23 protein-coding genes are annotated in these 24,685 nt (G+C 71.5%); 17 read left to right on the top strand and 6 right to left on the bottom strand.

Annotation, left to right across the window (positions count from 1 at the left end; translation table 11 throughout):
* Nucleotides 1–76 precede the first annotated feature (76 nt).
* From ACCP09_RS19605 to ACCP09_RS19545, 13 genes are all read left to right on the top strand, one after another.
* Entirely contained in the window at nt 77–2,986 is a 2,910-nt protein-coding gene (locus tag ACCP09_RS19605) for a glycosyl hydrolase (RefSeq protein ID WP_433748628.1), read from the top strand.
* A complete protein-coding gene (locus tag ACCP09_RS19600) occupies nt 2,983–5,427 on the top strand; it encodes a beta-L-arabinofuranosidase domain-containing protein (RefSeq protein ID WP_433748625.1) in 2,445 nt (814 codons plus the stop codon). The genes ACCP09_RS19605 and ACCP09_RS19600 overlap by 4 nt, the downstream gene beginning before the upstream one ends.
* Before the next feature lie 66 nt (nt 5,428–5,493).
* Nucleotides 5,494–5,742 (top strand): DUF1203 domain-containing protein, encoded by a 249-nt coding sequence (locus tag ACCP09_RS19595; RefSeq protein ID WP_433748692.1) that lies wholly within the window; start codon nt 5,494–5,496, stop codon nt 5,740–5,742.
* A gap of 39 nt (nt 5,743–5,781) precedes the next feature.
* Nucleotides 5,782–6,576: an SDR family NAD(P)-dependent oxidoreductase gene (locus ACCP09_RS19590; protein WP_400981604.1), complete on the top strand. Its 795-nt coding sequence runs from the start codon at nt 5,782–5,784 to the stop codon at nt 6,574–6,576.
* Between the two features lie 18 nt (nt 6,577–6,594).
* On the top strand, nt 6,595–7,884 hold the full coding sequence (locus ACCP09_RS19585) for an NAD(P)/FAD-dependent oxidoreductase (protein WP_400981607.1): 1,290 nt from the start codon (nt 6,595–6,597) through the stop codon (nt 7,882–7,884).
* A 181-nt stretch (nt 7,885–8,065) separates the two neighbouring features.
* A complete protein-coding gene (locus ACCP09_RS19580) occupies nt 8,066–9,220 on the top strand; it encodes a type I restriction endonuclease (RefSeq protein ID WP_433748621.1) in 1,155 nt (384 codons plus the stop codon).
* 155 nt (nt 9,221–9,375) lie between these two features.
* The gene (locus ACCP09_RS19575) at nt 9,376–9,885 is read left to right on the top strand and encodes a DoxX family protein (RefSeq protein ID WP_433748619.1); all 510 of its coding nucleotides are present in this window, start codon (nt 9,376–9,378) and stop codon (nt 9,883–9,885) included.
* A 3-nt stretch (nt 9,886–9,888) separates the two neighbouring features.
* Nucleotides 9,889–11,328 carry an amidohydrolase family protein gene (locus ACCP09_RS19570; RefSeq protein ID WP_433748616.1) on the top strand — a complete coding sequence of 480 codons (1,440 nt, stop codon included), beginning with the start codon at nt 9,889–9,891 and terminating at the stop codon, nt 11,326–11,328.
* 5 nt (nt 11,329–11,333) lie between these two features.
* Nucleotides 11,334–12,476: a CaiB/BaiF CoA transferase family protein gene (locus ACCP09_RS19565; RefSeq protein WP_433748689.1), complete on the top strand. Its 1,143-nt coding sequence runs from the start codon at nt 11,334–11,336 to the stop codon at nt 12,474–12,476.
* A complete protein-coding gene (locus ACCP09_RS19560) occupies nt 12,469–13,263 on the top strand; it encodes a citryl-CoA lyase (RefSeq protein WP_027931362.1) in 795 nt (264 codons plus the stop codon). Before ACCP09_RS19565 ends, ACCP09_RS19560 begins: the two co-directional genes overlap by 8 nt.
* The gene (locus ACCP09_RS19555; RefSeq protein WP_378363069.1) at nt 13,256–14,116 is read left to right on the top strand and encodes an extradiol ring-cleavage dioxygenase; all 861 of its coding nucleotides are present in this window, start codon (nt 13,256–13,258) and stop codon (nt 14,114–14,116) included. The genes ACCP09_RS19560 and ACCP09_RS19555 overlap by 8 nt, the downstream gene beginning before the upstream one ends.
* Nucleotides 14,113–14,472 carry a hypothetical protein gene (locus ACCP09_RS19550; RefSeq protein WP_027931360.1) on the top strand — a complete coding sequence of 120 codons (360 nt, stop codon included), beginning with the start codon at nt 14,113–14,115 and terminating at the stop codon, nt 14,470–14,472. The genes ACCP09_RS19555 and ACCP09_RS19550 overlap by 4 nt, the downstream gene beginning before the upstream one ends.
* Before the next feature lie 134 nt (nt 14,473–14,606).
* Entirely contained in the window at nt 14,607–14,981 is a 375-nt protein-coding gene (locus ACCP09_RS19545) for a VOC family protein (protein ID WP_027931359.1), read from the top strand.
* A gap of 255 nt (nt 14,982–15,236) precedes the next feature.
* Here the strand turns inward: ACCP09_RS19545 and ACCP09_RS19540 are convergent, their stop codons facing one another.
* The gene (locus ACCP09_RS19540; RefSeq protein ID WP_027931358.1) at nt 15,237–16,034 is read right to left on the bottom strand and encodes an IclR family transcriptional regulator domain-containing protein; all 798 of its coding nucleotides are present in this window, start codon (nt 16,032–16,034) and stop codon (nt 15,237–15,239) included.
* Nucleotides 16,035–16,081: 47 nt separating this feature from the next.
* Here ACCP09_RS19540 and ACCP09_RS19535 point away from each other — a divergent pair, with 47 nt between their 5' ends.
* Nucleotides 16,082–16,696, top strand: a complete 615-nt coding sequence (locus ACCP09_RS19535) for a class I SAM-dependent methyltransferase (protein WP_433748609.1) — start codon at nt 16,082–16,084, stop codon at nt 16,694–16,696.
* A gap of 308 nt (nt 16,697–17,004) precedes the next feature.
* On the opposite strand, the gene ACCP09_RS19530 is transcribed toward ACCP09_RS19535, so the two are convergent.
* Nucleotides 17,005–17,880, bottom strand: a complete 876-nt coding sequence (locus ACCP09_RS19530; protein ID WP_027931356.1) for an NAD-dependent protein deacetylase — start codon at nt 17,878–17,880, stop codon at nt 17,005–17,007.
* Between the two features lie 63 nt (nt 17,881–17,943).
* Here ACCP09_RS19530 and ACCP09_RS19525 point away from each other — a divergent pair, with 63 nt between their 5' ends.
* Entirely contained in the window at nt 17,944–18,450 is a 507-nt protein-coding gene (locus tag ACCP09_RS19525; protein ID WP_433748606.1) for a DinB family protein, read from the top strand.
* Here the strand turns inward: ACCP09_RS19525 and ACCP09_RS19520 are convergent.
* The gene (locus ACCP09_RS19520) at nt 18,432–18,809 is read right to left on the bottom strand and encodes a MerR family transcriptional regulator (protein WP_027931354.1); all 378 of its coding nucleotides are present in this window, start codon (nt 18,807–18,809) and stop codon (nt 18,432–18,434) included. The genes ACCP09_RS19525 and ACCP09_RS19520 overlap by 19 nt on opposite strands.
* 59 nt (nt 18,810–18,868) lie before the next feature.
* On the opposite strand from ACCP09_RS19520, the gene ACCP09_RS19515 reads away from it, so the two are divergent.
* Nucleotides 18,869–20,029: an MFS transporter gene (locus tag ACCP09_RS19515; RefSeq protein WP_433748602.1), complete on the top strand. Its 1,161-nt coding sequence runs from the start codon at nt 18,869–18,871 to the stop codon at nt 20,027–20,029.
* On the opposite strand, the gene ACCP09_RS19510 is transcribed toward ACCP09_RS19515, so the two are convergent.
* On the bottom strand, nt 20,019–21,887 hold the full coding sequence (locus ACCP09_RS19510; RefSeq protein WP_123683146.1) for an MFS transporter: 1,869 nt from the start codon (nt 21,885–21,887) through the stop codon (nt 20,019–20,021). The two genes, ACCP09_RS19515 and ACCP09_RS19510, sit on opposite strands and share 11 nt — an antisense overlap.
* A gap of 491 nt (nt 21,888–22,378) precedes the next feature.
* Nucleotides 22,379–23,560, bottom strand: coding sequence for a pre-mycofactocin synthase MftD (mftD, locus tag ACCP09_RS19505; RefSeq protein ID WP_020418891.1), 1,182 nt, complete (start codon nt 23,558–23,560; stop codon nt 22,379–22,381).
* Between the two features lie 125 nt (nt 23,561–23,685).
* Here mftD and ACCP09_RS19500 point away from each other — a divergent pair, with 125 nt between their 5' ends.
* Nucleotides 23,686–24,045 (top strand): STAS domain-containing protein, encoded by a 360-nt coding sequence (locus ACCP09_RS19500; RefSeq protein ID WP_027931351.1) that lies wholly within the window; start codon nt 23,686–23,688, stop codon nt 24,043–24,045.
* A gap of 136 nt (nt 24,046–24,181) precedes the next feature.
* On the opposite strand, the gene ACCP09_RS19495 is transcribed toward ACCP09_RS19500, so the two are convergent.
* The gene (locus ACCP09_RS19495; RefSeq protein WP_433748597.1) at nt 24,182–24,463 is read right to left on the bottom strand and encodes a DUF6191 domain-containing protein; all 282 of its coding nucleotides are present in this window, start codon (nt 24,461–24,463) and stop codon (nt 24,182–24,184) included.
* Between the last annotated feature and the right edge of the window lie 222 nt (nt 24,464–24,685).

Genomic DNA, 24,685 nt, shown 5'->3' with positions numbered 1-24,685 from the left:
GGTGCTGTCCTCGGACAACGCCGGGGGCAGCACCGGCTCGATTTCCCCATCCCCCGACTTTCCCCGGAGTCTCCTCATGACCGGACTCACCCGGCGTACGTTCCTCGGCGCCACCGCCGCCTTCGGCGTCGCCGCAGCGCTTCCCGCCGTGCCGCCCGCGCTGGCCGCACCCGGCAGACCGTTCGTGCAGCGCTTCGCCGCCCCCGGCACCGACACTGCCGCCAAGTTCCGCTGGTGGTGGCCGCACGGCATGGTCGACCTGCGGGAGATCGCCCGCGAGGTCGACCAGATCGCCGACGCCGGCTTCGGCGGCGTCGAGATCCAGGACGTGCACCACAGCGTCCGCGCCGACCTCGACCCCGCCGGCCACGGGTGGGGCACCCCGGCCTGGCTCGCCGCCGTGGAGACCGCCCTGCGCCGCGCCCGCGACCGCAAGCTCCGCGTCGACCTCGCACTCGGCCCGTGCTGGCCGACCGCCGTCCCCACCATCACGCCCGACGACCCGGCCGCCTGCAAGGAACTCGCCCACGGCGTGACCTTCGTGCCGGGCGGCACCGTCTACTCCGGACCGCCGCCGGCCGCCGTCGAGCCGCCCGAGGAGGGCGTGCACAAGCAGGACCTCCTCGCCGTGCAGGTCGCCAAGGTCGTCGGATCCACCACGGCCGCCACCGTCACCCTCGACCCCGCGACCGTCCGCACCCTCGGCGACGGCGAGACCTGGACCGCGCCCGAGGGCACCTGGGCCGTCATCGCCTACTGGCTGCGGGGGTCCGCGCAGCAACCGGAAGCCGGCCCGCACACCGAGCCGGCGTCCTACGTCGTCGACCACTTCAGCCGCGCCGGCGTGCAGGCCGTGATCGACGTGTGGAACTCGGTCATCCTCACCCCGGCGATCCGCCGCCTGCTCCGCGAGACCGGCGGCGACCTGTTCGAGGACTCGCTGGAGATCGAGACCGAGGCGACCCCCTGGACACCCGATCACCTCGCCGAGTTCCGCCGCCGCGCCGGCTACGACCTGCTGCCGTACCTGCCGGTCATCGTGCAGCGCAACGAAAAGTACCCGTTCACCTTCGACGCCGAGACGACCAACCACGTCCGCGACGACCACAACCAGGTCCTCTCCGACCTCTACCACGACAACCACCTGCTCCCGCTGCGCGACTTCGCGCACAGCCTCGGCATGACCCTGCGCGTCCAGCCCTACGGACTGCCCACCGACGCGATCCGCAGCGCCGCGCTGCTCGACGTGCCGGAGAGCGAGTCGCTTGGCTTCAAGAACCTCGACGACTACCGCGTGCTCGCTTCCGGCCGCGACATGGGCGGACGGCAACTGCTGTCGTGCGAGTCCGCCGCCTACGCCAACGGCGCCTACAGCACGACCTGGGACAAGGTGCTGCAGACGATGGGCAGCGTGTTCGCCGGTGGGGTCAACCAGGCCGTCCTGCACGGGTTTTCCTACGCGTCGGCGCCTGGCGCGGCGTGGCCGGGTTTCGCGGCGTTCTCGCCCTACAACGGCAACGGCATCGGCTACGCCGAGGCGTGGGGTCCGCGCCAGCCGACCTGGGGCCACGTGCCCGACATCGCCGGCTGGTTCGCCCGCACGCAACTCGTGCTGCGCGCCGGGGTCCAGAAGACCGACATCGCGTTCTTCCGGCAGAAGGGCTGGACCTCCACCGGCATCGGCGCGCCGTGGGCGACCAACGACGGCATCCCCGTCGGCTGGACCCACGGCTTCCTCAGCGAGGCGATGCTCGACCTGCCCAGCGCGGTCGTGCGCGACGGCCGCCTCGCCCCCGACGGTCCGGCGTACAAGGCGCTGATCCTCGACGGCGACATCTTCCGCAACAAGGAACACACCCTGTCCGTGCACGCCGCGCAGCGGTTGCTCGACCTCGCCCGCGCCGGCCTGCCGGTCGTGGTGGTCGGCAGCTGGACCGACGTGCACGCCGCCGGCATCGCCCTGCCCGGCGAGAACGACCAGCTCCGGACCCTGCTGGCCCAGCTCGTCGCCCAGCCGCGGGTGCGGGTGGCCGCGGACGCCAACGGCATCCCCGGCGCGCTCGCCGACCTCGGCGTGACCCGCGACGTCGAGTACGACCGCTCGACGATCATGACCGTGCACCGGGTCGAGGACGGCGTGGACTACTACTACCTCGCCAATGCCAGGCACGCGGAGAACCGCCGGATCACGGCCGTGGACCAGGACGTCTGGCTCACCTCCCGCGACCGCTCGGCCGTGCCGTACCTGCTCGACGCCTGGACGGGGCGTGTCGAGCGCATCGGCCGGTTCGAGCGCGCCGGTGACCGGGTGCGCGTGCGGGTCGCGCTCAACCCGGGGCAGTCGATGCTGATCGGCTTCGGCCCCGGCGACCGCGCCCCGCACGCCACCGCCTCCGACGGCGAGGTCCGGTTCGACGGCGGCAAGCTGGTCCTGCGCGCCACCGCGGCGGGCGCCTACTCGACCACGTTGTCCACCGGCCGCGTCGTCCGCACCACCGTGGACGCGGTGCCCGCGCCGGTGCCGCTGACCGCGTGGGACCTCGAGGTCGAGGACTGGCAGCCGGGCGCGACGCCCACCGAGACGGTCAAGACGACGCACCGGCTCAGCCTGACCGCCCTCGCCGCCTGGTCGGCGATCCCGGAACTGCAGGACGTCTCCGGTGTCGGCCGTTACCGCACGACCGTCGACCTCGGCTCGTGGCGTCCCGGCCTCGGCGCCTACCTCGAACTCGGCGAGGTGTTCGACACCTACCGCGTCCAGGTCAACGGCCGCGCCCTACCGCCCGCCGACGTGCTCGACCCGGTGGTGGACGTCGGGCCGTGGCTGCGTCCCGGCCGCAACACCATCGAGGTCGAGGTCGCCACGACCCTGCTCAACCGGCTGCGCGTGAGCAACCCCGCCGTGTTCGGGATCGCCACCCGTCAGGCCTACGGGCTGGTGGGCCCGGCCCGGCTCGTGCCCTACCGCCAGGAGGAGATCCGATGACCGCGTTCACCCGTCGCGGCGTGTTCGGGCTGGCCGCGGCGGCGGGGCTGGTCGCGGCGCTGCCACCCGCCGCCGCGACCGCGGACACCGCCCGGCCGCGCCCGCTCGAACTCGGCCGGGTCCGCCTGCTCGACTCGCGCTACCGGCAGAACATGGAGCGGACCGTCGCGTACCTGCGGTTCGTCGACGCCGACCGGCTGCTGCACATGTTCCGGGTCACCGCGGGCCTGCCCAGCACGGCCGAACCCTGCGGTGGCTGGGAGGCGCCGGGCATCCAGCTGCGCGGCCACACCACCGGCCACCTGCTGTCCGGCCTGGCCCTGGCGGCCGCGAACACCGGCGACACCGAGCTGGCCGGCAAGGGAGCGCGGATCGTCGCCGCGCTGGCCGAATGCCAGGCCGCCGCGCCCGCCGCCGGGTTCACCGAGGGCTACCTGTCAGCCTTCCCCGAGCAGGCGTTCGCCGATCTCGAAGCGGGCAAGGTCGTGTGGGCGCCCTACTACACCATCCACAAGATCATGGCCGGGCTGCTCGACCAGTACCGCCTGCTCGGCAACCGGCAGGCGCTCGACGTGCTGCTCGGCATGGCGCGGTGGGCCCGCGCCCGCATGGCGAACCTGTCGCGCGAGGCGCAGCAGAAGGTGCTGCACACCGAGTTCGGCGGCATGAACGAGACCCTGGCGAGCCTCGCCCTGGTGACCGGCGACCGGCAGCACCTGGAGACCGCGAAGCTGTTCGACCACGACGAGATCTTCGTGTCGCTGTCCCAGCGGCGGGACACGCTCGCCGGGCGGCACGCCAACACCGACATCGCCAAGATCGTCGGCGCGGCGGTCGAATGGGACGCCACCGGCGAGGAGTACTACCGCACGATCGCGACCTATTTCTGGGACCAGGTCGTGCACCACCACACCTACGTCATCGGCGGCAACGCCAACGCCGAGTTCTTCGGCCCGCCCGACCAGATCGTCAGCCAGCTCGGCGAGAACACCTGCGAGAACTGCAACAGCTACAACATGCTGAAGCTGAGCCGCCTGCTGTTCCTGCGGGACCCGTCGCGCACCGACTACCTGGACTACTCGGAGTGGACCCTGCTCAACCAGATGCTGGGGGAGCAGGACCCGGACTCCGCGCACGGGTTCGTCACCTACTACACCGGCCTCGTCCCCGGCGCGCAGCGCAAGGGCAAGGACGGCGTGGTGTCGGACCCCGGCACGTACTCCAGCGACTACGGCAACTTCACCTGCGACCACGGCACCGGCCTGGAGACGCACGTGAAGTACGCCGAGAACGTCTACTATGCCGCCGACGACGGGTTGTGGGTCAACCAGTTCATCCCGTCCGAAGTGGACCACGGCGGCGCCCGGATCCGGCTGGAGACCGAGTACCCCTACGACGAAACCGTGCGGCTGCACGTGTCCGGTTCCGGCGCGTTCGCGCTGCGGGTGCGGATCCCGTCCTGGGCCACGCACGCGAAGCTGTTCGTCAACGGCGAGGCGGTGCGCGCCGAGCCCGGCCGGTTCGCCGTGGTGCGGCGGCGGTGGCGCGACGGGGACGTGGTGGAGCTGCGGCTGCCGATGACCGTGGAGTGGCGGCCGGCGCCGGACAACCCGGCCGTGCACGCCCTCACCTACGGTCCGCTGGTGCTCGCCGCCCGCCACGGCGACACCGTGCCCGCGGTGATCCCCACGGTCGACCCGAGGTCGCTGCGGCGCGAGCCGGGACGCGTGGAGTTCAGCGTGCAGGCCGGGGACCAGCGGCTGCGGCTGAGCCCGTTCCTGGACGTGCACCACGAGCACTACAGCGTGTACTTCGCGCTGCCGCCGTCGCGTCCCGCGCCGCGGACGGTGGCCGTGTTCCCGCTGCGGGACGCGCGGGAGAGCAGCGGCCGGTGGCCGGACGCGGAGCTCGCCGGCGGCGCGGTGTTCGGTGACCGCGGCGTGGAGCTCAACGGCGCCGGCGCCCACGTGCGGTTGCCGTCGGGGCTGCTGGCGAACCTCACCGGGGCGACGATCGCGATGTGGGTGCGGGCCGACACCATCGTGAACTCCACGCGCGTGTTCGACCTCGGGTTCAACGCCCAGTCCTACGCCTTCCTCACGCCACGCACCGGCCTCGGGCGGGCCCGCTTCGCGATGAAGCTGGCCGGCATGGAGGGCGAGGACTTCGCCGACGCCGCGGTGCCCTTGACCGCCGGAGTGTGGACGCACGTAGCGGTGACGCTGGGCGAGCGGATCCGGCTGTACTTCGACGGCGAGCTGACCGGCGAGAACCCGGCACCGCGCATGAGCCCGCTCCTGCTCGGCGCGACGCAGCTCAACTACCTGGGCCGCTCGCAGAACGTCAAGCACCCCTACCTGGACGGCGCGGTCGCGGACTTCCGGCTGTACGGCCGCGAGCTGACCGCCGCCGAGGTCCGTGAGGTGGCCACGGGCAGCTGACGCGACGTCCGGAAACCGGCGGCCAGGCCGGTGCCATGACAACTGTGAGGTCGCCCGGTCGAGCGAATCCACGCCGACGGCGGGGACTGCGGTGGGCCCGCGCGCACGGAGGAGTACCCGCGGGAGTGGCTGAGCCGGCCGCAGGTGCTGCGCGCGTACGACCACCGCGGCTGGATCCACCCCGCGACCACCCTGCACGACGGCACCGGCCCGGTCGCCGCGCTCGGCGAGGTGCCGGCCGCGCCCGGGGTGGTCGAGGTGCACAGCCGCAACGTCGCCTACGGCTGCTTCATGTTCGCCGCGACCGCCGGGTGAAGCCCTGCGGCCCCGGCCCGGCGCCCATACCATCGCTGCATGCGTCTCGATCTGAGCGGGAGGACGGCCCTGGTCACCGGTTCCACGCAGGGCATCGGCGCGGCGATCGCGCTCGGGCTGGCGCGGGCGGGCGCCCGGGTCGCCGTGAACGGCCGCGGCGCGGACAAGGTGACGAAGGCGATCGAGCAGCTGACCGCCGAGGTGCCCGACGCCCAGGTGGTGCCGGTGGTCGCCGACCTCGCGAGCGAGCAGGGCGCGCGGGACGCGGTGGACCAGCTGCCGCGCGCCGACATCCTGGTCAACAACCTGGGCATCTTCAACTCGGCCGATCCGCTGGAGATCACTGACGACGAGTGGCGCCGGTACTTCGAGGTGAACGTGCTCGCCGCGGTGCGGCTCACCCGCGCCTATTTGCCCGGTATGACCGAGCGGGGCTGGGGCCGCGTCCAGTACATCGCTAGCGACTCGGCGATCGTCATCCCCGCGGAGATGATCCACTACGGCATGTCGAAAACGGCGCTGCTGGGCGTGTCCCGCGGGTTCGCGAAGGCCGCCGCGGGCACCGGGGTGACCGTGAACGCCGTGATCGCCGGGCCGACGCACACCGGCGGCGTGGAGGACTTCGTGTACCAGCTCGTCGACCGGAACCTGCCGTGGGACGAGGCGCAGAAGGAGTTCATGCGTAAGCACCGGCCGCAGTCGTTGCTGCAGCGCCTGATCGAGCCGGAGGAGATCGCGAACATGGTGGTCTACCTCAGCTCGCCGCAGGCCTCGGCGACGACCGGGGCGGCGGTGCGCGTGGACGGCGGATACGTGGATTCGATCGTGCCCTGACCGCCCCTGGGAGGCGTCGTGACCAAGCGCATCGTGATCGTCGGCGGCGGTTTCGCCGGCTTTTCGGCGGCCCGTGCACTGCTCAAGACGCTCCCGCCGGATTCCGGCACGGAGATCGTGCTGGTCAACCGCACCGACTACTTCCTGTACCTGCCGCTGCTGCCCGAGGTCGCGGCCGCGGTGATCGACCCGCGGCGCGTCACCGTGTCGCTGCCCGCCGCGCTGCCCGGGATCCGGCTCGCGCTCGGCGAGGTGACGGCGCTGGCGCTGGACGACCGCAAGCTGACGTACGTGGACCCGGAGGGCACGTCGCGCGGGCTCGAGTACGACCGGCTGATCATCGCGGTCGGCAGCGTCAACAAGTTGCTGCCGATCCCGGGCATCGCCGAGCACGCGCACGGGTTCCGCAGCGTGTCGGAGGCGTTGTTCCTGCGTGATCACGTGATCCGGCAGGTCGAGCTGGCGGCCGCCGCGGACGACCCGGCGGAGCGGGACGCGCGCTGCACCTTCGTCGTGGTCGGCGCCGGCTACACCGGGACCGAGGTGGCCGCGCAGGGGCCGCTGTTCACCAGCGCCATCGCGCGGCACCACCGCGAGCTGGACGGTCAGCGGATGCGGTGGCTGCTGCTGGACCTGGCGCCGAAGGTGCTGCCCGAGCTGGACCGCAGGCTGTCGCGCGCCGCGGACCGGGTGCTGCGGCGGCGGGGCGTGGAGATCATGACGGAGACGTCGGTGAAGGAGGCGACGACCGACGGAGTCCTGTTGACGACCGGGGATTTCGTGCCCACCCGGACGCTCGCGTGGTGCGTCGGCGTGCGCCCCGACCCGCTCGTGGAGTCCGCGGGTGTGGCGACGCAGCGCGGGCGGCTCTGCGTCGAGCCCACGCTGGAGGTGCCCGGCCACCCGGAGGTGTTCGCCTGCGGGGACGCCGCGGCGGTCCCGGACCTGACCCGGCCGGGCGAGGTGACGGCGATGACGGCCCAGCACGCCACGCGGCAGGGCACGCTGGCCGGGCTCAACGTGGCGGCGACCCTGGGGTACGGCGAGGTGCGCCAGTACAAGCACCACGACCTCGGTTTCGTGGTCGACCTGGGCGGCGCACAGGCGGCGGCCAACCCGTTGCACATCCCGCTGTCGGGCCTGCCGGCGAAGGCGGTGACCCGCGGCTACCACCTGCTGGCGATGCCGGGGAACCGCATCAGGACCGCGGTGGACTGGACCCTCGACGCGGCGATCGGCCGCCAGACGGTGCAGCTGGGGCTGGTGCGCTCGGACGAGGTACCACTGGAGACGTCGAGCGTGCGCTGACGGTCCGGTTTGGACTTCGCGGAGATCCGGTCCCGGTCGACCGGCCGCGGGCACTGACAAACCGGGCCATCGGAGTCCTGGTGAAAACCTGCCATAAATTCCAGGGGTATCTGAATTCGTTGTAACGGTGGCGGGGGAAAGCGCGATCTGTGAGCCAGAACGGGACCGAGAAAGGCACGGCATGGAGATCGCGGAGCGCGCCCAGGCGCTGGCACTCAAGATTCGGAAGCACAAGGCGGGCATCGAAACAGAGGAAGCCACGAAGAACGCGTTCGTGATGCCGTTCATCAGCACCGTTCTCGGATACGACGTCTTCAACCCGGCCGAGGTGATCCCCGAATTCACCGCGGATGTCGGCACCAAGAAGGGCGAGAAGATCGACTACGCCATCGTGCACGATGGTCAGGTCCAGGTGCTCATCGAGGTCAAGAAGATCAATGATCCCTTGCGCATCGAGCACGCATCGCAGCTCTTCCGGTATTTCGCGGTCACGAACGCGCGCATCGCGATCCTGACGAACGGTGAGGTCTACGAGTTCTACACCGACCTCGACGCGCCCAACCGCATGGACTCCAAGCCCTTCCTGGTGCTGAACTTCTCGGACGTCGACGAGACCCTCCTGCCGGAACTCGCCAAGCTCGCGAAGGATTCCTTCAACCTCGAGTCGGTCATCAGCGCCGCGGGTGAATTGAAGTACATCGGCCAGTTGAAGCGCGTGTTGGTGGCTCAGTTCAAGCAGCCCGAGGACGAATGGGTGCGTTTCCTGACCACCCGCGTCTACGACGGCTCCTTCACCCAGCGGGTTCGCGACCAGTTCGTGCCCTTGGTCGACAAGGCCATGCGGCAGTTCCTCAACGAGCAGGTCAACGACCGGTTGAAGAACGCACTGGGGGGCCCGGACGCGTACGTCAGCGTGTCGGCAGACGCGCCCGACCTCGCAGCCGCCCAGCCGGCTCCGGCTGCGCCTGCCGGTGAAACGCCGCGGGATGTGACGACGACGGAGGAGGAGCTGGACGGTTACCGGATCGTCCGCGCGGTCGTCTGCAGCGAAGTCCCGGCTGCACGTGTGGTGGGGCGTGACACGAAGACGTACTTCGGCGTCCTGCTCGACGACAACAACCGGAAGCCCATCGCGCGGCTCTGGTTCAACCGCAGCCAGAAGTACCTCGGCGTGTTCGACGAGAACAAGGTCGAGACACGCATTCCCATCGAATCGACCGAGGACATCTACCAGCACGCTGACCACCTGCGGACGACCGTGCGCCGGTATCTGGGTCGCGCTGCGGCGGTTGTGGAGCCGGACGCCGGCGCCAGTCCGGTTCCCCTGCAGGCCTGAGCGACAGCTCGCCCGGCCCGCTGGGTGGGGTCGGGCGAGCTGCCCCTTTCACACACCTCGAACCTGCACGCCGCCCGCGCCCTTGACTTCCGCGCCGCGCGGGGCCAGGCTGTCCGTCAAGCGGACGATGGTCCGGATGACGAAGAGGTGCGGTGATGGACCTCGGTCTGGCGCTGCTGCGGCTGCTGCTCGCCGCGCTGCTGTTCGGCCACAGCACGCAGAAACTGCTGGGCTGGTTCCACGGCGCCGGCCGCACTGGCACCGCCCAGGTCTTCGAACAGTGGGGCTTCGTTCCGGGGCTCCGGCTCGTCGTCGTCGCGGGGGTGGCTGAGTTCGCGGGCGCCGCGAGTCTCGCGCTGGGGTTGCTCACCCCCGGCGGTTCGGCGGTGATCATCGGGACCATGGCCGTCGCCGCGGTTGCCACCGCTTCCAACGGCTTCTGGGCGCAGCGGGGCGGCTGCGAGGTCCCCTTCTGCTACGGCGCGCTCGCCCTCGTACTCGCCTTCACCGGGCCCGGCGCCTGGTCCGTGGACCACGCCCTCAACCTGACCTTCGGCCCGTGGTGGGGCCTCGGCGCGCTCGCGCTCGGGCTGCTCGCCGCCGCCGTCCCCCTCACCGCCCGCGCCCGCGTGCTCCGCGCGCGGGCCACGACCACCACGAGGTGACCCATGGCCGGCCCCATCCTGTTCCGCGACGCCACGATCCTCTCCATGGACCCGGCGATCGGCGACCTCGACGGCGGCGACCTGCTCGTCCGCGGCGAACGCATCGAGCAGGTGGGGCACAACCTGGAAGCACCGCCCGGCACAACCGTCATCGACGCACGAGGTGGCATCCTCCTGCCCGGCATGGTCGACACCCACCGGCACATGTGGCAGACCGCCCTGCGCGGCCTCGGCGCCGACTGGACCCTGTCCCAGTACTTCGTCTTCTACTACCTGAACTGGGGCAAGATCTTCCGCCCCGAGGACATCCACGCCGGCAACCTGCTGTCCGCCATCGAGGCCCTCGACGCCGGCGTCACCACCACCGTCGACTGGTCCCACGGCCTGCAGACCCCCGAGCACGGCGACGCCGCCGTCGAGGCCCTGCGCGCGGTGCCGGGCCGCTTCGTCCTGGCCTACGGCAACCTCCTCGGCGCACCGTGGGAATGGGCCAACTCCACGGAGTTCCGCGCGTTCGTCGACCGCCACTTCACCTCCCGCGACGACATGCTCGGCCTGCAGCTGGCCTTCGACGTCACCGGCGACGCGGCGTTCCCCGAGAAGGGCGCCTTCGAGGCCGCCCGCGAACTCGACCTGCGCGTCACCACGCACGCCGGCGTCTGGGGCGCCACCGGTGACGACGGCATCCGTCTCATGTGGGACAACGGTTTCTGCACGCCCGGCGTCACCTACGTGCACGCGGCGACCCTGAGCGAGGACTCCTACCAGCGCATCGCCGCGTCCGGCGGCACCGCGTCGGTGTCCACCGAGAGTGAGCAGAGCGCCGGCCAGGGCTACCCGCCCACCTGGCAGCTGCGCAGGCACGGCATCCCGGTGTCCCTGTCGATGGACACCAGTGTGTGGTGGAGCGGCGACCTGTTCTCCGCCATGCGCGCGACGCTGTCCGCGGACCGGTCGCGCGAGCATCTCGAAGCCCACGCGGCGGGCGAAACCGTGGTGCACAACAAGCTCCGCGCCCGCGACGTCGTCGAGTGGGCCACCATCGGCGGCGCCCGCGCCCTCGGCCTGGACGAGCAGATCGGCTCGCTCACCCCGGGCAAGAAGGCCGACCTCGTGCTCATCAAGAACGACCGCTCGCCGGTGATGTTCCCCGTCCTGCACCCCTACGGGCACGTCGTCTACCAGGCCGGCCGCGGCGACGTGCACACCGTGCTGGTCAACGGGACCGTCGTCAAACGCGATCACCAGCTCGTCGTGCCGGGCCTGGACCGGGCCAGGGCCGCGGTCGAGGCGACCGTGTCCTACGCGCGGTCCACGATGGGCGAGGAGGCCTGGCAGCAGGCCCGCGAGCCGGAGATCCCGGCGACCGAGGTGATCCCCAACCCTTACACCTACACGGACTACACGGGCGACGGGGTCGCCGTGCAGCACGCGGACGCATGACGGACATGAGTCCGAAGAACGGCCCGCTCTCGGGTGTCCTGATCGCGGACTTCTCCCGGATCCTGGCGGGCCCGTACGCCACGATGCTGCTCGCCGACCTGGGCGCGGACGTGGTCAAGGTGGAAGGCCCGGCCGGGGACGACACGCGCTCGTGGATGCCGCCGGTGCGCGACGGCGTGTCGACTTATTACCTCGGCATCAACCGGGGGAAGCGCTCCATCGCGCTGGACCTCCGCGACGAGGCCGACGCCGGCGTGGCACGGGAGCTGGCGCGGCGGGCGGACGTGCTGATCGAGAACTTCAAGCCGGGCGGGCTGGGCAAGTACGGCCTGGACTTCGATGCCGTGCGGGAGGGCAACCCGGGCATCGTCTACGCCTCGATCAGCGGCTTCGGCTCCGGCGCGGGCCGGGACGTGCCGGGTTACGACCTGATGGTGCAGGCGATCTCCGGACTGATGTCGCTCACCGGCGATCCGGACGGGCCGCCGTACCGGGCAGGCATCTCGGTGTTCGACGTGATGGCGGGCAACCACGCGGTGATCGGGATCCTGGCCGCGTTGCGGCACCGGGAGGCGACCGGGCAGGGACAGCACGTCGAGGTGAACCTGTTGTCCTCGGCGCTGACCGGGCTGGTCAACCACAGTTCCGCGTACGTGGCGGGCGGCACCGTGCCCTACCGCATGGGCAACGCGCATCCCAGCGTGTTCCCGTACGAGCCGCTGCCGACGGCGGACAACGACCTGATCGTGGCCGCGGGCAACGACGCGCAGTTCGTCAAGCTGTGCCAGGTGCTCGGGATCCCGGAGGTCGCGGAGGACCCGCGGTTCGCCCGCAACGCCGATCGCACCGAGAACCGCGAGGAGCTGCGGCCGATCCTCGTGGACCGGCTCAGGCGCCGTGGTGCGGTGGAGTGGTTCGACCTGCTGGTGGCGGCCGGGGTGCCGTGCGGGCCGATCAACACCATCGACGGCGGGTTCGCGATGGCCGAACGGTTCGACCTGGACCCGGTCGTGACAGTCGGCGGCATCCCCACGACACGGCACCCGATCCGGTTTTCGGCGACCCCGGTGTCCTACCGGCTGCCGCCGCCGGAACTGGACGAGCACGGCGCGGAGATCCGCAAGTGGCTGGAGGGGGAAGGTGCCTGAGTATCCGACTGCCCAGTACCCCACAGCACTGGGTGCTTCGTCGCTGGAGAAGATCACCCTGCTGGGCCAGGACCTGGCGCGCGACGTGATGGGCGAGGTCGGCTTCGGCGAGCTGGCGTTCTGGCTGGCCACCCAGCGGCGGCCGGGCAAGGGCGAGACGCGGGTGTTCGAGGCCGTGCTCGCCGCGCTGGCCGACCACGGGTTCACCCCGACCGCGATCGTCACGAGGCTGACCTACCTGTCGGCGCCCGATTCGATCCAGGGCGCGCTGGCCGCCGGACTGCTCGGCGGCGGTTCGCGGTTCCTCGGCGTGACCGAGGACTGCGGCCGGTTCCTGCACGACGCACTGTCCACAGCGGATCGTCCGGTCGACGACGAGCTGGCGCTGGAAATCGTGCGGGCCGAGCGCGCGGCGGGCCGGTTCATCCCGGGCCTCGGCCACCACGTCCACAAGAACGGCGATCCCCGCACCGCTCGGCTGTTCGAGATCGCGCGCGAGGAGGGCAAGTTCGGGCCGCACCTCGCGTTGTTCGAGGCCATCGGCCGCGTGCACCCGCAGGTTCTGGGGAAGACGTTGCCGCTCAACGGAGCCGGCGCCTGCGGCGCGGCGCTGGCCGATCTCGGGCTGCCGCTGGAACTGCTGCGCGGGTTCGCGCTGCTGGCCCGCGCCGCCGGGCTGATCGGGCAGCTCGCCGAGGAACTGCGTACCCCCGTCGCGAACGAGATCTTCCTGTCCGTCGACCTCAACAACCGGCCCGTCCCGCCGGCAGGAGGCAGCCATGGCTGAACTGGTCGCGGTGATCGCGTCCACGCACCACCCGTTCTACTACCGGGCCAGCACCGCCACCGGCGCGGACCGCCCGGACTTCGCGGACGAGTGGGTCCGCAAGGTCGAGGCGTTCCGCGAGACCCTGACCCGGGCTCGCCCGGACGTGCTCGTGATGGTCGGCTCGGACCACTTCCACCAGCTGTGGCTGGACAACATGCCACAGTTCCTGGTCGGCAAGGCGCCCTTCTACGACGCGAACTTCTACAACGAGGAACGCGAGTTCGGGCTGCCGCGGATGCTGCTGAGGGGCCAGGAGGACCTGTCCGCGTACGTGCTGCGGGAAGGCCTCGACGCCGGTTTCGACCTCGCGTTCTCCAACGAACTGCGCATCGACCACTCGATCACGTGCCCGATCATCACGTTGCGGCCGCAGAACGACCTGCCGATCGTTCCGATCTACACCAACATCTTCGCGCCGCCGCTGCCGCAGCCGAAGCGGTTCGTCCAATTGGGACGGACGATCCGGCAGCTGATCGAGTCCTGGCCGTCGGACCAGCGGGTCGCCGTCATCGGCACCGGGCACCTCTCGCTCGAACTCGGCGGTCCGCGCCAGTTCGGGCCGCACGGGCCGGATCCGGAGTTCGACCGCAAGGCCGTCGACTGGATCGCCAACGGGGACATCGAGAAATGCCTCGGCGAGGTCACGCTGGAGAGCCTGCACCTGCCCGGCAACGCCACGCACGGGTTCATGGACTTCATGCTGATGATGGGCGTGGCGGGGGAGGGGCAGCGGGTCGACTACGTGGACACCTACGACCTGTTCCACACGATGGAGGCCTACTTCACCTGGTACCCGGGAGGTCCGCGGTGAGCAAGTACCTGCTGGACAAGTTCCTGTTCACCGTCGACCGCGACCCGGAGCTGGTCGAGCGCTACCGCGAGGACCCGGCCGGGACGGTCGCGTGGTGGGAGGAGACGCAGGCGAACCGGATCCTGAACTGCGTTGGCGCCGAATCCTCGACGTGGCTGGCGTTCGAGGAGGAGGAGCGCGCGGCGTTGGCCGGGCACGACTACGTGAAGCTCTTCGAGCTGGGCGCGCACCCGTTCCTGACGCTGACCCTGTTCATCGGGATGTTCGAGCGGGACCACGGGCCGCTGGAGTTCCAGAAGGAGTACGCGCGGCGGCTGGCGCATTTCTCGTTGCCATACCCGGACATCGCGACGTAGGCTGACGCCGTGATCACCGGAACGGCCTCGCGCCACACACGGGAAGGCGATCCGGTGACGGTCTGATCGGTGCGCGTGGACCGCCGGGAGCTTCCGCTTCCGCGCCGTCCACCCAACCGATCGAAAGGACTTCGTTGACCGTCACCTTCAACCACACCATCATCGCCGCCAAGGACCGCCACGAGTCGGCCCGCTTCTTCCGCGAACTGCTGGAAGTCGCCGAAGCCCCGTCGTGGGGGCCGTTCGTCAACGTCATGCTCGACGGGGGCGTGCTGCTGCAGTTCGCGGAACCGCCGGTCGAGATCCAGATGCAGCACTACGCCTTCCTCGTCGACGACGAGCTGTTCGACCGGGCCTACGCGCGGCTCGTGGAGCGGGGGATCGAGCACTGGGCGGATCCGCAGACGACCAGGCCCGGGGAGATCAACCACGAGCACGGCGGGCGCGGGGTCTACTTCAAGGACCCCGCCGGGCACGCGATCGAGCTGATCACGCGGCCCTACCTGTAGTGGATGTGCTGTGGCGGCTTGCTTGGCGGTGCGAGTGGCGGTGCGAGTGGCGGTCCCTCCCGCCAGCCCACCACCACCCTCAACGGACGCGCTGCGCGCGGCTGAGCCGACTCGGGCGGCCCCTCGCTGTGGGATCGCCTCCTCATGAACGCCAGTTCACCACGTCGGCGCTGTCCTCGAGAGGAACCACCTCAGAACCCGCGGCGGTGCGGGCCGCTCGGGTGGTGAGGCGGCTCCGCCGCTGAAAGACAACGTCTAGGAAACCGTCTTGATGGGGCGGGCGTGCCAGGCGTCCCAGTCGGAGCCGATCGCGCCCGCCGTCTTCAGCAGCAGCGGCAGGTGGTGGCCGATCAGCGTGTCCATCGTCGTCTCGGCGGCGTGGGCGTTCACGTTGACCGCGGCCACCACCCGGCCGTCCCCGTCCCGGATGGGGGCCGCCACCGAGCGGATGCCCAGCGCCAGCTGCTGATCGGTGGCCGCCCAGCCTTTCGTGCGCACGTCCCGCAGCAGTGCGTCGATCTCGTCGCGCCCCGGCTGCCAGCGGGGTTCGACGCCGGAGCGGCTCGGCTCGGCCAGTACCCGGTCCAGCTCCTCCGGCGTCAGCGCGGCGAGCAGGACCTTGCCCAGCGAGGTCTGCACGGCCGGGAACCGCGTGCCGATGGTGACAGCCAGCGCGACCAGCTTCGGCACCGCCACCCGCGCCACGTACACGATGTCGGACCCGTCGAGCTGCGCGATCGAACACGACTCGTTCGTCCGCGCGACCAGGTCCTCCAGGTGCGGCCGGGCCAGGTCCCACAGGTTCGCCGAACCGATGTAGGCCATGCCGAGGTCGAGCACGCGCGGGGTGAGCGAGAAGCCGCGCTCGCCGCCGCGCACGTAACCGAGCTGTTCGAGGGTGATGAGGATACGCCGCGCGGTGGGGCGGGCGAGCCCGGTCGCCGTGGCGACCTCGGACAACGTCATCACCGGATGGCCGGGCCGGAAGGCGCACAGGACGTCCAGGCCGCGGGCCAGGGCCTCGATGAAGTCCGGATTGCCGTCTCGACGCATACCAGCAGGTTAGCCGCCACGGCCGGGCGTCGCGGACAATGGCGTCCATGAGCGTCTACGCGAACCGGATCCGGCCACGGCTCATCGACGTCACCTGCGGGGCCGCGCAGGCGCACCCGCACCGGGAACGCGCCTGCGCCGGGCTGCGCGGCCGGGTGCTGGAGATCGGCTTCGGCTCCGGCCTGAACGTTTCCTTCTACCCGGCGGCGGTCGCGGAGGTCGTCGCCATCGAGCCGTCGGACGCGGCCTGGCGGCTGGCGAGCGGACGGCTCGCCGCGTCCGCCGTGCCGGTCGAGCGCGCCGGCCTGGACGGGCAGTCGCTGCCCGTGCCCGCGGCCAGCTGCGACACGGCGCTGACGACCTGGACGTTGTGCGCCATCCCGGACCCGGCCGCCGCGGTGCGGGAGATCCGGCGGGTCCTCAAACCCGGCGGCACACTGCACTTCGCCGAACACGGCCTCGCGCCGGACGCGGGCGTCCGGCGGTGGCAGCGCCGGCTGAACCCGCTGCAGCGCGCGGTGTTCGGCTGCCGCCTCACCAACCCCGTCGCGGACCTGCTGACCGGGGCCGGGTTCGACATCCGGGAACTCGACGAGTTCTACGAGGCCGGCTCGCCGCGGCCGTTCGGCGCGCAGTCGGTCGGCGTCGCCGTCGCGCCCTAGATGTGCTGTTCGGGGACGTTGGTGATGGGCTGTCACGCTGATCAACGCCGTCACGGCCTGCCGCCGCTGGCCGCGTGTGATCGGGGCACCGGCGAGCCGATCCGCCGCTGTCAACGCGACCGCCCGGGCGAGCTGGTCCACCGCACCCTGCTCGAGGAATGGCCCTACCACCAGCCCTGCACCTCAGAAACCCACCGCCAACCAGCCCGCCCCGGCCGGCTGCACCGGTACAACTACCACCGACCCCACACCGGCATCGACGGCCACACCCCAGCCGGCCGCGAAACCAACCTCACCAAACAACACACCTACACAGCCAGGCGAGCGACCAGCTCGGTGAGCGCACGGCCCAGTGGCAGGTCCACCCGCACGTCCGCGTACTTGTCGCCGCGGGTGGGGCCCTGGTTGATGATCGCCACCGGCTTGCCCGCCTCGGCGGCGCGGCGGACGAACCGCAGCCCGGACATGACCGTCAGGGACGAGCCGAGCACCAGCAGGGCGGACGCCTCGTCCACCAGCCGGAAGCAACGGTCCACACGGGACGGTTCGACGTTCTCGCCGAAGAACACCACGTCCGGCTTCAGCACGCCCGCGCACGCGGTGCACGGCACGACGCGGAAGCCACGCACGTCGTCGTCGGCCAGTTCCACGTCGCCGTCCGGGTTGACGCGCGTCGCGGTCGCCGTGAAGCCCGGGTTCGCCTCGCGCAGGCGGCGGTCCAGCTCCTCGCGGGGTGACAACGCACGGCAGGACAGGCACACGACCCGGTCCAGGCTGCCGTGCAACTCGACGACGTCCGGCGTGCCGGCCGCCTGGTGCAACCCGTCGACGTTCTGCGTGATCACGCCGCCGACCACGCCCGCGGCCCGCAGCGCCGCCACCGCGCGGTGGCCGTCGTTGGGGTGCGCCCGCGCGATCGTGCGCCAGCCGAGGTGGCTGCGCGCCCAGTACCGGCGCCGCGCGTGCTCGGCCGCCACGAACTCCTGGTACGTCATCGGCGTGTGGCGCCGTAGGCTGCCGGTGGCGCCGCGGTAGTCCGGGATCCCGGACTCGGTCGACAGCCCGGCGCCGCTCAGCACGACCACGCCGCCGGTGCCGGCGATGCGGACAACGTCGTCCAGGCTGGTCGTGCGGGGCAGCGGCTCACCGGCCGGCGTCCAGCTCAGGGTCGGTCGCGTCCGCACCACACGAGTGTACGTGCGGAAATCCGGTTGGCCGCCCGGACTGGGCGCTGCGATCATCCGGCCGTGTCCCTCCTGCGCTGGCAGTTCGACCTGACCTGGTTGCTGGCCGACCTCCACCTGAGCGCCCTCACCCCGGCGGACTTCCGCTGGGAGCCGGGGCCGCTGACCTGGCACGTCCGGCGGGCCGGGGACGGCTGGACGATCGACTGGGCGGACACCGAACCGGACCCGGTGCCGGTGCCCACCATCGCCTGGATCACCTGGCACGTCGGCTGGTGGTGGAGCGTCGCGCTGGACCACGCGCACGGCCGCGCGCCCCGCGAGCGCGAGTCGGTCGGCTGGCCGGGCGACGAGAACGCTGTGGCCTGGCTGCGCGAGTTGGCCGCCGACTGGGTCGGCGTCCTCGACCGACTGTCCGATCCGGACGCTCCCGCCGCCTTCCCGTGGCCCGCCGAGGCCGGGCTCACCGTGGCGCACCAGGCCGCGTGGGTGAACGCGGAACTGATGAAGAACGCGGCCGAGATCGGGCAGCTGCGCCTGCTCCGGGCCGCTCAGGCCACGTCGGGCTGACGGCCCTGCCGCACGATGTCCAGATACTCGCTGATGGCGTCCCGGTTGCGGGTGAGGCAGTCGATGCGCCGGGTCATCCGGTCCCGCTCCTGTTCCAGCGTCGCCAGCATCTCCGGCGTGGCGTCGGGGAAGTAGATCGTGCGCGGCTTGTCCAGGCACGGCAGGATCTGCTTGATGATGCGGGTGGGCAGTCCGGCGTCGAGCAGGCCGCGGATCTGCAGCACCCGGTCGACGTTGTACTCGTCGTAGTCGCGGTAGCCGTTCGGCAGGCGCCGGGACACGATGAGCCCCTGCTCCTCGTAGTAACGCAGCAGGCGGCGGGGCGTTTCGGTGCGTTCCGACAGCTCCCCGATGCGCATGTGGTTCCCCTCACAGCGATTTGACCTTCACATCTGTGTGATGGTTCCAGCATAACGCCGTGATCGATGTGCTGACCCCTTCCCGACTCCGGCTGCGGTCCCTGCTCGCGTTGACGACCGCGGCGTTCATCACCGTCCTCACCGAAGCCCTGCCCGCCGGCGTGCTGCCCGCGATGAGCGCCGACCTGCGCGTCGGCGAGTCCGCGATGGGGCAGGCCGTCACGATCTACGCGATCGGCACCGCGCTCGCGGCGATCCCGCTGTCCGCGGCGACGGCGGGCTGGCGCCGCAAGCGCCTGCTGCTCGCCGGGGTGGCCGGGTTCGCCGTCGCCAACACCGTCACCGCGGTGTCCGGCGCCTACGTGCTGACCATGGCGGGCCGGTTCGCCGCCGGGGTGGCCGCCGGCGTGGTGTGGGCGCTGCTCGCCGGGTACGCGCGGCGGCTGGCGCCGGAACACCTGCAGGGCAAGGCGATCGCGGTCGTGATGGCCGGCATCCCGCTTGCGTTGTCGCTGGGCGTCCCGGCGGGCACCTTCCTCGGCGAGGTCGTCGGATGGCGCGTGACGTTCGGCGTGATGTCGGTGATCGCCGTCGTGCTGATCGCCTGGATCGTCGCGACCGTGCCGGACCAGCCGGGGCAGCGTGACGGCGGCCGGATCCCGGTGCGGCGCGCGGTCGCCGTCCCGGGCGTCGCGCCGGTCCTGGTCGTCACGCTCGTGTTCGTGCTGGCCCACAACATCCTTTACACCTACCTGGCCACATTCCTGCACGGCGTCCGGATCGACGTGGTGCTGCTGGTGTTCGGCGTCGCGTCCGTGCTGAGCATCGCGATCGTCGGCGCGCGCATCGACCGGCAGCTGCGGGCGCTGACCGTCGCCGCGACCCTGCTGGTCGCCGTCGCCGCGGTGATCCTGGCCGTGCTGTCCGGCAGCGCGGTGCTCGTCTACGCCGGGGCCGCGCTGTGGGGCCTGGGCTGGGGCGGGGTGCCGACGCTGCTGCAGACGGCCGCCGGGAACGCGGGCGGCGAGGCGGCGGACACCGCGCAGGCCGCACTGGTGACGTTGTGGAACGCGGCCATGGCAGGCGGCGGCGTGGTCGGCGGGATCCTGCTCGACGCGTTCGGGCCCGGCGTGTTCCCGTGGACCGTGCTGGTGCTGCTCGTGCCGGTGCTGGCCGTGGTGCTCGGCGCCCGGCGGAACGGCTTCCCGGCTAGTTCGTGACCGTCACGTCCTCGGGCACGAGGACGAGCTCGCAGCGGACCGGGCCGTCGCCGACCCGCACCGGAACGGCGGCGGTCCGGTAGCCGCGCCTGGCCACGGCGAGCGCGTAGCGGCCGGGCAGCAGGCCCGGCAGCTGGAACGAGCCGTCCGCGCGGGAGGTGACGCTGCCCGCGACCTCGCCGCGCTCGTCGGTGGCGATCAGCAGCGCGCCGGCCACCCCGACGGTGCCGGTGATGGCGCCGGTGGCCGACAGCGTGAAGTCCACTTCGCCCGGACCGCTCACCGGCGCCGCCTCCGGCTGGAAGCCGGCGGCGGAGCAGACGAGGACGTGCTCGCCATCCGGGATGTTCAGCGAGTACCGGCCGCTCACGTCGGTCGACGTGGTGCCGGTCTGCTGCCCGTCCTTGCTGATCAGGGTCACCGCCGCGCCTTCGAGGACGCCTCGCGGCGACCGCACGACGCCCAGCAGCAGGGTCTCCGCCGGGCGCGCGCGGCCGGGGATGAAGAACGCGATCAGCAGCGCGGCCACGCACGCGGCGCAGCCGATCAGGAACGTCGTGCGGAACCCGTCGAGGCTGGGCACCGGCGTGCCGCCGAAGTCGATCGTCATGCCGGCGAGCACCATGCCGACCACGGCGCTCGACGACGACGTGCCGATCGAGCGCATCAGCGTGTTGAGGCCGTTTGCCGCCGCGGTCTCGGTGGCCGGCACCGCGCTCATGATCAGGCTGGGCATGGCGGCGTAGGCGAGGCCGACGCCCGCGCCCGCCATCGCCGAGAAGATCGCCATCTGCCAGCCCGCGCCCATCAGCGTGAGGCCGAGCCCGTAACCGGCGCCGAGCACGGTGATGCCGCACAGCAGCGAGACCTTCGGGCCGCGCGCGGCGATCAGGCGGGCCGCGAGCGGGGACATCGCCATCATCAGCAGGCCCGACGGCGCGACGCACAACCCGGCGACGACCATCGACAGCCCGAGCCCGTAGCCGGTCGCGGACGGCAGCTGCAGCAGCTGCGGCGGCACCAGCTGCGTCGCGTACAGCGCGAAGCCGACCATGATCGAGGTCAGGTTGGTGAGCAGGACCGGCCGCCGCGCGGTGGTGCGCAGGTCGACCAGCGGTTCGGCGGTGCGCAGCTGCAGGAACCCCCACGCCACGAACAGCACCACCGCCGCGCCGCCGAAGCCGAGGGTGCGGGTGCTGCCCCAGCCCCAGTCGCCGCCCTTCGAGATCGCCAGCAGCAGGCACACCAGTGCCGCGGACAACCCGATCGCGCCGGGCAGGTCGAAGCGGCCGGGGGAGCGGACCGCGGACTCCGGCACCACGAGCACGATCAGCACCAGGCTGACGAGCCCGAGCGCGGCCGCGCCGAGGAACAGGATGTGCCAGTTGAAGTGCTCGGCCACCAGCGCGGCGACCGGGAGGGCGAACGCGCCGCCGATGCCCAGCGACGAGCTCATCAGGCCCACCGCGCCGCCGAGGCGTTCCGGCGGCAGTTCGTCGCGCATGATGCTGATGCCGAGCGGGATCGCGCCGATGGCGAAGCCCTGCAGCCCGCGGCCGATCATCATGGGCAGCAGCGCGGTCGTCAGGCCGCACACCAGGGAGCCCGCGACCTGCAACGACAGCGCGACCAGCATCATGCGGCGCTTGCCGTACATGTCGCCGAGGCGGCCCAGCACCGGGGTGGCGACCGCGCCGGTGAGCAGGGTGATCGTGATGACCCAGGCGGTGTCGGAGCTGTCGCTGTGCAGCAGCGACGGCAGGTCGGCCAGCAGCGGCACCATGAGGGTCTGCATGACGGCGACGACGACACCGGCCAGCGCGAGAACCGCCGTGAGGCGGCCGGGAGACGAGGACATGCGACTCCGGAGTTCGTGCACGGATGGTTGCCTTGTGAAAGTACCTTCCGGAACGTCCGGTGCCGAGTGGGTTGTCCCGAAGCTCACTGCGTCCGGACGCGGTGTAACGCAGTGGCGAGCGGTCCGAACCGAGTGCCGCCATCGCAGAGACCTTCGACCCGCCGAAACAAGCGTCCATCGCCAACGAGTACTTCCAGCGCGCCGAGCCGGACGCGGCGTCGCGAGTGGTCGCGAACCTGCTGCGCCGGGCGCTCTACCAGGAGGCGAGCTGGCGGGGCGGCGACTACCCCGCGGCGATCGCGCAGTTCTGCAAGGAACGGGGACGGCGCCTACCGGTTGTCCCAGTACGGCATCCGGCTCGACCACGACGACGAGCGGATGAACACGCTGATCCGGCTGCTGACCGGCACGGGCCGGGAACGGCTGCAAGCCGGTTAGGTTGGAAACCCCGGCGGCGGGCTCGTCCGCTCGAAGCCCGCCGCCGGGGTGGCTCAGCTCTTCGGCACCCCGAGGGCGCGCTCGAAGCCAGGCGGGATCACCACGTCGTCGCGGGTGAGGTCGTGGATCGACGTCTTGCCGAGGCCCAGTACGGCCGAGTCGATGCCGCCGCGGAGGATGTCCAGCACGTTCTCCACCCCGGCCTGCCCGTTGGCCGCCAGGCCCCACAGGTACGCGCGGCCGATGAGCACGGCCTTCGCGCCGAGGGCGATCGCCTTGACGACGTCGCTGCCGCGCCGGATGCCGCCGTCCAGCAGCACCTCGACGTCGCCGCCGACGGCGTCCGCGATCGCGGGCAGCGCGCGGATCGGGGCCGGTGTGCCGTCCAGGTTGTTGCCGCCGTGGTTGGACACCGAGATCGCGGTGACGCCGGCGTCCACGGCCCGCTTGGCGTCGTCCACCCGCATGACGCCCTTGAGCATGAACGGCCCGCCCCACTGCTCCCGCAGCCACGCGACGTCCTCCCACGTCGGCAGCGGCGTCTGCATCCACTCGCCGTAGGCGCCGAAGAACGTCGGGGCCGTGCCGCCGGGCGGCGTCAGGTTCGGGGTGGTCAGGTCGGGCAGCTTGCGTGTCTTCGCGAAGTCCCACAGCCACTTCGGCCGTGTGATGCCCTCCGGCGCGAACCGCATCATCGCCTTCAGGTCCAGCTTCTCCGGGATGACCGGGCTGCCCCAGTCGCGGCCGGTGGAGAACGACCAGTCCAGCGTCATGATCAGCCCGACCGCGCCGGCGGCCCTGGCGCGCTCCATGCGCTGCACGAGCACGTCCCGGCTGCCGACCCAGTACATCTGGAAGAAGGTCTGCGGGTTGGCCGCCGCGACCTCCTCGATGGACTTGCTGGCGAACGAGCTCAGGCCCATCGCGGTGCCGCGCGCGGCCGCGGCGCGCGCCACGGCCACCTCGCCGTCGGGGTGCACGGCCTGGACACCGGTGGGGGAGATGACGACCGGCAGCGAGATCGGCTGGCCCATCACCGTCGTGCCCAGCTCACGCTTGTCGGACAGCCCGGCCACGTGCGGGGCGAAGCCGAGTTCGGCGAACGCGGCGATGTTGTCGTCGACCGTGATCCCGCGTTCGGAACCCGCCACCAATGCGCCGTAGACCGACTTCGGCAGCCGCTTCCTGGCCCGCCGCTGAGCTTCGGCCACCGTCTCGAACCAACCGTTGGACATCTCGCCACTCCGCCTCGCCGATGAGGGACACCATTTTGGCACTTGATGCCATATTAGGCCACACGGGTTCGCCGGACGCAAGACCGGGCTTTGCGCGGTCAGCTCGTCGCGGTTAGATACGAACGGTGTCCACCTTCCAGCCGAACGAGCCCGTCGCGCACGTGGACGTGCACGTGGAGCACCTGCCCGGCGCGACGCTCGTGCGCGTTGCGGGCGAACTCGACCACCTGACGGCGCCCGCGTTCGAGGCCGTCGCCCTGCCCGCGGCGCGTGCCTGCCCGCAGCGGCTGGTGATCGACCTGACCGAGGTGAGTTTCCTGGCGTCGGCCGGGATCGCGGTCGTGCTGGCCGCGGGCGCCGAGGCGCCGGGGAAGGTGCACGTGGTAGTCGGATCCGGCTTCACGCGGCGGCCGCTGGAGATCACCGGGGCCGGCGAGGTCGTGCGCCTGTGGACCACGCGCGAGGAGGCACTGGCCGAGGGGTGACCGCGCGCGCCGCCACGTGCGGATGGACTTCCTGCGCGGGGTGTTCGGCCGTTTCCTGACCGACCCGGGCGAGATCGAGGCGCGCAGCACGCTCGCGTTCGGCAGGCACTGCGACCACCTGCCGCGGAGCTGAACCCTACTCCCGCCGCAGGCGGATGACGCCACGCTCGAGGTCGAGGGCCGGGGGAGCGCCCTGGGCGTCCTCCTCGCGCATCATCGACATCGAGTCGCGGTGTTCCAGTTCGAGGCGCTTGGTGCCGTAGAACATCGCCGTCACCTCATCGGCGTACGTGGCGGCCAGCGGGGTGCCCGTCCGCTTGCCCCGCTTCTTTCGGATCAGCTCGACGGTCCCCACGGCGACCAGCAGCAACGTCCCGCCGGGAATCCCCCACGCGATCACGGTCTCGACCGGGTCCACGAGGCCTACAACGAGCGACCACGCGGCGCGGTTCCGTCACGCGGGCACCGTGAGGGCGCAGACGGTCGATGATCCTCTGGTTGGAGCTGAGGAACAGCCGTTGTTCAGTCGGCGGGAACACCCTCCAGGTGCTTCGGGCGCTCGTGGACCCCCACGCTCATCAACGCGATGTCGACGTAGCGCCGGGCGACCTCCTCAGGAGTCATCGGGTCGACCGCAAGA

It is taken from the genome of Amycolatopsis sp. 3B14, from assembly GCF_050958625.1.
Lineage (GTDB): Bacteria > Actinomycetota > Actinomycetes > Mycobacteriales > Pseudonocardiaceae > Amycolatopsis_E > Amycolatopsis_E thermoflava.
The sequence above is the reverse complement of the archived record's forward strand: the minus strand, read 5'-3'. Positions and strand labels throughout refer to the sequence as shown.

What these genes read in the sequence shown, in the direction of transcription:
- ACCP09_RS19605 (WP_433748628.1), top strand. Translation starts at nt 77, where the DNA reads ATGACCGGACTCACCCGGCGTACGTTCCTCGGCGCCACCGCCGCCTTC.
- ACCP09_RS19600 (WP_433748625.1), top strand. Translation starts at nt 2,983, where the DNA reads ATGACCGCGTTCACCCGTCGCGGCGTGTTCGGGCTGGCCGCGGCGGCG.
- ACCP09_RS19590 (WP_400981604.1), top strand. Translation starts at nt 5,782, where the DNA reads ATGCGTCTCGATCTGAGCGGGAGGACGGCCCTGGTCACCGGTTCCACG.
- ACCP09_RS19580 (WP_433748621.1), top strand. Translation starts at nt 8,066, where the DNA reads ATGGAGATCGCGGAGCGCGCCCAGGCGCTGGCACTCAAGATTCGGAAG.
- ACCP09_RS19575 (WP_433748619.1), top strand. Translation starts at nt 9,376, where the DNA reads ATGGACCTCGGTCTGGCGCTGCTGCGGCTGCTGCTCGCCGCGCTGCTG.
- ACCP09_RS19570 (WP_433748616.1), top strand. Translation starts at nt 9,889, where the DNA reads ATGGCCGGCCCCATCCTGTTCCGCGACGCCACGATCCTCTCCATGGAC.
- ACCP09_RS19565 (WP_433748689.1), top strand. Translation starts at nt 11,334, where the DNA reads ATGAGTCCGAAGAACGGCCCGCTCTCGGGTGTCCTGATCGCGGACTTC.
- ACCP09_RS19555 (WP_378363069.1), top strand. Translation starts at nt 13,256, where the DNA reads ATGGCTGAACTGGTCGCGGTGATCGCGTCCACGCACCACCCGTTCTAC.
- ACCP09_RS19540 (WP_027931358.1), bottom strand. Translation starts at nt 16,034, where the DNA reads ATGCGTCGAGACGGCAATCCGGACTTCATCGAGGCCCTGGCCCGCGGC.
- ACCP09_RS19535 (WP_433748609.1), top strand. Translation starts at nt 16,082, where the DNA reads ATGAGCGTCTACGCGAACCGGATCCGGCCACGGCTCATCGACGTCACC.
- ACCP09_RS19520 (WP_027931354.1), bottom strand. Translation starts at nt 18,809, where the DNA reads ATGCGCATCGGGGAGCTGTCGGAACGCACCGAAACGCCCCGCCGCCTG.
- ACCP09_RS19510 (WP_123683146.1), bottom strand. Translation starts at nt 21,887, where the DNA reads ATGTCCTCGTCTCCCGGCCGCCTCACGGCGGTTCTCGCGCTGGCCGGT.
- mftD (WP_020418891.1), bottom strand. Translation starts at nt 23,560, where the DNA reads ATGTCCAACGGTTGGTTCGAGACGGTGGCCGAAGCTCAGCGGCGGGCC.